A 7,226-nucleotide genomic window follows, 5' to 3' on the forward strand; every position below is an offset into this window, starting at 1 on the left:
TTAACCTCCTGCGATGGCTTGAAATACGGCAATCGTGTCACCGTCGTTAACTTTGGTTTGCTCCCATAAACCTTGGGGAATAATGCCATCGTTCAGTGCAAATACACTGCCCACGGTGGGTAACTGTAATTGCTGTTGTAATTCAGCAATGGTGATCGGTTGTGCTAATTGCTGCACCTGTTGATTGATGGTGACATTGATCGTCATTGGGCAATCTCCGCTTGGTGAAAATGTTCAGGACAAGATGACGTTGCAGTTGAAGATGATGAATTACACACCGGACAATGAGGATCAGTCGCTAGTCGCCATTGCTGCCAACTTAACTTGTGTCCATCAAAATAGTGCAGCTGTTGAAATTTAACCGGGCCAATATCGAGCAAGATTTGTAAGGTCATTAAGGCCTGTAGATTACCTATCATGCCGACGACCGGTCCGACGACCCCACTGTCACGACAATTGCGCGTTGAAAGATGTTCGGCCACTAAACAACGATAGCAAGCGGTATGTGGCTGGCGAAAATCAAACGCGATACATTGACCTTGCCAACCAATCGCTGAACCAGAAATCAGTACAGCACCATGCTGGAGACAAACTTGGTTTATCGCAAAGCGCGTGACACTATTATCACTACAGTCGACAACAATATCTGCCATCGGTACTTCTAAATTTAATAGCGCCTCATCCATCCGCCGATTGACGCAACGGATGCGTACTTCAGGGTTTAAGCACTGTAGAGATTGCTGTAAAGCAGAGACTTTCGACATTCCTACTTGATCAGTGTGAAAAGCGATTTGTCGAGATAAGTTAGAAATTTCCACCGTATCATCATCGGCAAGGATCAGTTGGCCAACCCCTGCAGCAGCAAGATATTGGCCAACCGCATTGCCTAAACCGCCACAACCAATAATCAACACCTTGCTCGCGAGCAAGGTGGCTTGCCCTTGCTCAGCAATATCAGGCAAACAAATCTGACGTTGATAACGTAAAAATTGCTTATCCGTTAACATCGGCCACCTCCTGAGTTGATAGCTTTCGCTCCTGCGGCTTACTGGCTAGTTCAGCTTGGAGATGCTTAACTGCGGCGTGTACATCATCGGCCTCAGTAATGGCACGGACGACGGCAACACTGGCAACGCCACATTCCACCACTGATCGAATATTGGTTACATCAATGCCACCGATCGCTACCGTTGGTAAGGCTATGGCTTGCTCTATGGATGACTTGTGATCGCTAGCGGGCGCTGAAGATAAATAGTGGCTACCGCTAGCTACTAACTGCTGGTATAGCGCCAAACGAACCAACCCCTGAGGACGTGAAGGCATTTGCTTGGTTGTGGTAGGAAAGATATGCCCTAATGCGATATAACTCGGTCTAATTTTTAACGCGGTGAGTAATTCAAAGTAACCATGGGTTGATAGCCCTAGATGAATGTTAGCCTTAGCTAAAGCATGAAGATCGGCTGTTTGTAGATCTTCTTGGCCTAAGTGAACGCCAAATGCACCGTGTTTAAGTGCTAATCGCCAATAATCATTAATAAAGACTTGAGCTTGATATTGACGGCCCAATTCAATCGCACGAACAATTTGCTGTTCTAAATCCGTTTGCTGAGGATTTTTTATCCGTAGCTGAAGTGTATTTATGCCGAGCTTAAGCAAGGTTTCTAGCCAAGCGATATTATCCACCACCGGATAAAGACCTAAACTCTGTTTAGCCAGTGAAGGAAAGCTGAACGCTACCGTTTGTTCAGTTTCCTCGCTCAAGCAAGACTGCACCGTTGGGAAATACACATACTCCTTTGGCCATGTTTCACGTGAAACATTCAGCGCTGCCCGAGCGAGACATAGGGCATCTTCAAGGGGAAACTCTAAACACAGTGCCGTTACCAACCACGCTAAATGATGCCAAGCCTGAGCTGGAGATAACGTCGCCCCCGATAGGAACCTTAATTCACCATCGGTGTGACGCCAAATATCCCTTTGCTGACCTTTATAGGTAGCGCCAATCAGCAAGGTAGCTGGGCTTAGGTTATCAATATCACTATCGCTCGTACTCGACTGATAGCCAATGGCAATAGCTGCCAAGTTTTGCCGTGATGGTTCTGAGCCTGAGAAAGAAGGAAAGAGATCCGTCTGCAACGAGTAACGATGCTGACCAAGCAGCTGTATCGATTGGGTTGGACTAACGCCCAACTCAATCGATTCGATCGCAAAACCTTGCTGCTTAGCAAGTAGTAAGACTTGCTGCACGGCTCCCGTTAACTCAATACAATGAGCAGGGATGAATAGTTTCACGCTTTACTCCTCCACTGTCACCGCCGGATGATACAACTGTGAGCCGGAGGCTCGAAACTCTTGCGATTTTTGCTGCATACCTTGTAAAGGACTTTCCAGCATAGTGACCGAAATAGCCTGATCCGCTGCCACTTGCTGTGCATCGTTAGCGTACTCTCTCACTTCTTGAGAGATCTTCATCGAGCAAAATTTGGGACCACACATTGAACAGAAATGAGCAACTTTGCCAGATTCTTGCGGTAAGGTTTCGTCATGAAAAGCCTTAGCAGTTACCGGATCAAGCGACAGATTGAATTGATCTTGCCAACGAAATTCAAAACGAGCCTTGGATAACGCATTATCCCTCACCTGAGCACCGGGGTGGCCCTTAGCTAAATCCGCCGCATGAGCCGCCAACTTATAGGTGATTAAGCCGGTTTTTACGTCTTCTTTATTCGGTAATCCTAAGTGCTCTTTAGGCGTCACATAGCACAACATGGCGCAACCAAACCAGCCTATCATCGCCGCACCAATTCCTGACGTGATGTGATCATAACCCGGTGCAATATCCGTGGTTAAAGGACCTAAGGTATAAAAAGGCGCTTCATGACAATGCTTAAGTTGCTCGTCCATATTGGCTTTAATCATATGCATGGGTACATGCCCAGGGCCTTCGATCATCACCTGAACATCATACTCCCAAGCAATTTTAGTCAGTTCACCAAGGGTTCTTAATTCGGCAAATTGCGCCTCATCATTCGCATCGGCAATCGAGCCAGGGCGTAAGCCGTCACCAAGTGATAAAGAAATATCATATTGGGCACAGATCTCGCAAATCTCACGAAAATGGGTGTATAAGAAATTTTCTTGGTGATGAGCAAGGCACCATTTGGCAATGATAGAGCCTCCACGCGAAACAATTCCAGTAACACGTTTTGCGGTCATCGGTACATAACGTAACAGTACGCCAGCATGAATGGTAAAATAATCGACCCCTTGTTCCGCCTGCTCTAACAAGGTATCGCGCATCACCTGCCAGGTCAGATTTTCAGCAACCCCGTTAACCTTTTCTAACGCTTGATACATAGGAACCGTGCCTATAGGTACTGGGCTATTACGTAAAATCCACTCCCGAGTTTCATGAATGTTACGTCCAGTGGATAAATCCATCACCGTATCTGCCCCCCAACGGGTAGCCCAGACCAATTTCTCCACCTCTTCTTCAATAGAAGAGCTCACTGAAGAATTACCAATATTCGCGTTCACTTTGACTAAAAAGTTACGGCCGATAATCATGGGTTCAGATTCAGGATGATTGATATTACAAGGAATGATCGCTCGTCCAGCCGCAACCTCTTGACGGACAAATTCAGCGCTAATTTCAGCAGGTAAATGAGCACCAAAGTTTTCACCTGGATGCTGATGATTAAGCTGCTGATCTTGATACTCTCGCCGGCCCATATTTTCACGTAAGGCGATAAACTCCATCTCAGGAGTAATGATGCCTTGTTTAGCATAATGTAACTGAGTGACTCGTCTACCCGCTTTAGCGCGTCGAATGTCAGGTAACTGACCATATCTCAGCTCATCGAGAGTTTCATCGGCTAAACGCTGACGAGCAAACTCTGAACTCATCACCGGTAGCGTTTCAGTATCACCACGCTCTGCAATCCATGAATCACGCAGCTTAGGTAAGCCATGCTTTAAATTGATCGTATAATTTGGATCGGTATACACACCTGAGGTGTCATAAACAGGGATCGGTTGATTTGCTGAATAGATCGGTGCTTGTTTAGTGCCACCAATCAAGCTGTCAGCCAAAGTAATTTCGCGCATTGGTACGCGAATATCTGGTTGAGAGCCTTGAATATAAATCTTGTTAGAATTTGGATAAGGTTGAACTGAAAGTGAATCAATAAACTGTTTTGCTTCCAGTCTCGCTTGTTTACGAATCGACATAGCATTTTCCTGTGTTATTCATTAGGGATAATGCTTGACGGAAAGATGCGACAAGAGGGGATCAACAGATTAATGGTGTATATAGATAGGACTAATGATAAGACACCATAAATTGTCTTCTCTTGTTCCCTTCGCAGGTATTAGCCTGATCAGGTTCAACGGATCCCGAATAAACGGTCTCAGCCATATGGCACTCCGACAAGTGAAAACTAGCATACAAGATTATATGAATTTATCAATCTCGATAGACTCGTAAAATAGTTAATAGTTATTGCTTGTTCTTTTTACTCGCCATCGCTTGGCCAACGGTTTGGTTTAGTTTGGCTGGTTGATAAGGAGAAATGCGTTTAGCCACCGCAATACGTTGTGAGCCATAAATACCACTATGACCACTGGCGTAATAGGCAATGAAGCAGACTAAAGCAAAGTAAATAAGATGATCGGCCCCAAACAATTCAACCCCCATAATGATGCAAGCTAGAGGAGTATTGGCGGCGGCAGCAAACACCGCTAAGAAACCTAGCGCAGCGAATAGCTCAACCGGAGCCCCCATTAGCCATGCGAGGAAATTACCTAATGTGGCTCCAATAAAGAATAAGGGAGTAACTTCACCACCTTTAAAGCCAGCGGCTAGAGTAATAGCCGTCAAAATCAACTTCAATATCCAACTATTCCATTCAGCGCCACCGGCCTCAAAAGCAGAAGTGATACTTACTCCTCCTTCGCGTATAGGGTAAACACCAATGCCTATATAATCATAGTTACCAATTAACTTAACGATAGCAACGACTAACAAACCGCCACAGAACACGATCAAATATGGATTGCGTAACCAACGGATAAACCAAGCTTTCAAGCCTGATGTTAGTTCACTAAACAACAAACCCACTAAGCCAAATATCACGCCAGCAATCAATATCTTGCCAGTTAAAATAAAATCAATCGATATAGGGTGCTCAAACAAACTACTGAACTGAGCAAAGCCGATATTGTAGTGAGTATGATGAGCCCCTACCGCACTGCATACCACATCCGCTAAAACCGCAGCAATCAATGCCGGCAGTAATGCTTGATATTTAATTCTACCGACTGACAATACTTCTACCGCAAAAATGGCTCCGGCAATCGGGGTTCCAAACACCGAGCCAAACCCCGCGGCAATTCCTGCTACCAAGATGGAGCGGTGATCAGATTCATCCAGTTTAAACACGCGACTAAACCAAGCCGATACCGCACCGCCAATTTGCACCGCTGTACCTTCCCGTCCCGCAGAGCCACCGAATAAATGGGTAACCACTGTAGCGACAAGTACAAAAACACTCATTCGAAAAGGAATTTTCTCATTCGATTGATGAATTTGGTCGATAATCAGATTATTACCGCGCTCAGAAAGACCTCCCCATTGGCGATAAAAAAATACCAACCCCAAACCAGCAATAGGAAGTCCATAGATTAAATACGGATTGTCGACACGAGTCTGAGTGGCAACTTCCAAAGCCCATAAGAAAAAAGCATTCATTAAACCGACTAAAATTGCTAATGGCGTCACTAGCAATGTCCAACGTAATGTTTGTAGTACAACGTGAGGTAAATGATCCAGAGATTTGATCAACAAAATTTATACTCCCAATGATTTGCTACACTTCCGCCAATCATCATTCAATAACGAAATCCAGCTCTAACTAAATAGATAACAGGCATAATAATAGTCGTGATTAATGTAAATAACGTGGCAAAACACTGATTAAACATCTTTAAAAAGGATTAACTTTATCAAACTGAATAATAAGCAATAAAGGATGTAAGGATAAAATTGAATCGTTGAAGTGTGCATCATTGCTTCACTCTTAATAAAAGGGATAAAACGCAATGATTCTGTGATGAGCTAAATGAGCTGTACACAGACACAACAAGAACCTATCTTGTTATCATTGCATGTACAGACGTCATCAGCTTAAAAAGCGGTTTAGCATAACTGCTAGGTGGAACATCATCACCTGATATTATTTTACCTAACCAATAGCATTAAACAATACTTGAAATAAGGTTTATTTCTGCCTAAACCTTAAGTTTGGTATGGAACGAGGTTCCCTGCTGTTTAATACTAATCTAAATAAAAATATGATCTGATTAAGGCTATTTAATTACTACCCTCATTCGCCATTAATAGCCTTAATAATATCGACTTTAAAAAGCTCGCCAATCAGCAAAAATCCATTCAAATGAAAATGAGATTGCTGGCCCTCGCCCATTTCAAAGATAGACACTCTCGCACCCAAATCGTCATATTTCTTAAGGTCAGCCGAACCAGTGTTAATAAGTGGGTTCAAACTTTTCTTGAGGAAGGATTAGAAGGGCTGAAAGAAAAGCCAAGAACGGGACGACCACCATTCTTAACTTCCAAGCAAAGAGAGCAATTGAGCCAATACATCAAAGATAAAGCTCATGATACGCAGGGTGGACGGCTTACTGGTGTAGATATCTATGCCTATATCTTGAAAGAATTTGGCCAGCACTACCACCCTGATTCTATCTATTGCCTGCTCGATCACATGGGCTTCTCTTGGATAACATCTCGCTCCAAGCCCCCTCATCAATCCCAGCCAATCCAAGACGATTTTAAAAAATTTAAAATTGAAACGATCCTTAAGATCCCAGGACATATTGCTTTAGAGCGTGTTGATGTCTGGTTTCAGGATGAAGCCAGATTGGTACAAAAGAGATTGGTAGTAGTATTATCTATGATCGAGGGAAATGAAAAAAAGCCGCTAATAAATTAGCGGCTTTTTAAATGGTGGCGGAGAGATAGGGATTTGAACCCTAGGATAGCTATTAACCATCGCCGGTTTTCAAGACCGGTGCTTTCAACCACTCAGCCATCTCTCCACAAATTGTTACTCGATAAAGTCTGATTGGCTGCTTTATTGAGTTTGTGTCTTCAGACCTTAAGTCTAAAAACCAGTATTAAAGCCTGGCGATGTTCTACTCTCACATGG

The 7,226-nt window shown here is 43.9% G+C and carries 6 protein-coding genes, 1 tRNA gene and 2 riboswitches; of the genes, 1 reads left to right on the top strand and 6 read right to left on the bottom strand.

Going from position 1 to position 7,226, the window contains the following annotated elements; all coding sequences use genetic code 11:
* The 5 genes from thiS to BSR11_RS09750 all read right to left on the bottom strand — a co-directional run bounded on the left by thiS (window position 1) and on the right by BSR11_RS09750 (window position 5,845).
* Complete coding sequence (gene thiS / locus BSR11_RS09730) at window positions 1–207, bottom strand: sulfur carrier protein ThiS (protein WP_072670216.1); 207 nt, start codon at window positions 205–207, stop codon at window positions 1–3.
* Window positions 204–1,007, bottom strand: a complete 804-nt coding sequence (locus tag BSR11_RS09735; RefSeq protein WP_072670217.1) for a HesA/MoeB/ThiF family protein — start codon at window positions 1,005–1,007, stop codon at window positions 204–206. The genes thiS and BSR11_RS09735 overlap by 4 nt, the downstream gene beginning before the upstream one ends.
* Window positions 994–2,292: a thiamine phosphate synthase gene (locus BSR11_RS09740; RefSeq protein ID WP_072670218.1), complete on the bottom strand. Its 1,299-nt coding sequence runs from the start codon at window positions 2,290–2,292 to the stop codon at window positions 994–996. Before BSR11_RS09740 ends, BSR11_RS09735 begins: the two co-directional genes overlap by 14 nt.
* Before the next feature lie 3 nt (window positions 2,293–2,295).
* The gene (gene thiC / locus BSR11_RS09745; RefSeq protein WP_072670219.1) at window positions 2,296–4,230 is read right to left on the bottom strand and encodes a phosphomethylpyrimidine synthase ThiC; all 1,935 of its coding nucleotides are present in this window, start codon (window positions 4,228–4,230) and stop codon (window positions 2,296–2,298) included.
* A gap of 109 nt (window positions 4,231–4,339) precedes the next feature.
* Window positions 4,340–4,438, bottom strand: a riboswitch (TPP riboswitch).
* 60 nt (window positions 4,439–4,498) lie between these two features.
* Entirely contained in the window at window positions 4,499–5,845 is a 1,347-nt protein-coding gene (locus BSR11_RS09750; protein ID WP_072670220.1) for a voltage-gated chloride channel family protein, read from the bottom strand.
* 318 nt (window positions 5,846–6,163) lie between these two features.
* Window positions 6,164–6,237, bottom strand: a riboswitch (Fluoride riboswitch).
* Between the two features lie 215 nt (window positions 6,238–6,452).
* On the opposite strand from BSR11_RS09750, the gene BSR11_RS09755 reads away from it, so the two are divergent.
* Window positions 6,453–7,010, top strand: a complete 558-nt coding sequence (locus tag BSR11_RS09755; RefSeq protein WP_083544945.1) for an IS630 family transposase — start codon at window positions 6,453–6,455, stop codon at window positions 7,008–7,010.
* Window positions 7,011–7,025: 15 nt separating this feature from the next.
* Here the strand turns inward: BSR11_RS09755 and BSR11_RS09760 are convergent.
* A tRNA-Ser gene (locus BSR11_RS09760) sits at window positions 7,026–7,116 on the bottom strand.
* Window positions 7,117–7,226 lie beyond the last annotated feature (110 nt).

Origin of the sequence: Vibrio injensis (assembly GCF_001895205.1) — a bacterium.
In the GTDB taxonomy this organism is placed as follows: Bacteria; Pseudomonadota; Gammaproteobacteria; order Enterobacterales; family Vibrionaceae; genus Vibrio; species Vibrio injensis.

Coding starts and splice junctions, on each gene's coding strand:
- BSR11_RS09755 (WP_083544945.1), top strand. CDS start 6,453: ATGAAAATGAGATTGCTGGCCCTCGCCCATTTCAAAGATAGACACTCT.
- thiC (WP_072670219.1), bottom strand. CDS start 4,230: ATGTCGATTCGTAAACAAGCGAGACTGGAAGCAAAACAGTTTATTGAT.
- BSR11_RS09735 (WP_072670217.1), bottom strand. CDS start 1,007: ATGTTAACGGATAAGCAATTTTTACGTTATCAACGTCAGATTTGTTTG.
- thiS (WP_072670216.1), bottom strand. CDS start 207: ATGACGATCAATGTCACCATCAATCAACAGGTGCAGCAATTAGCACAA.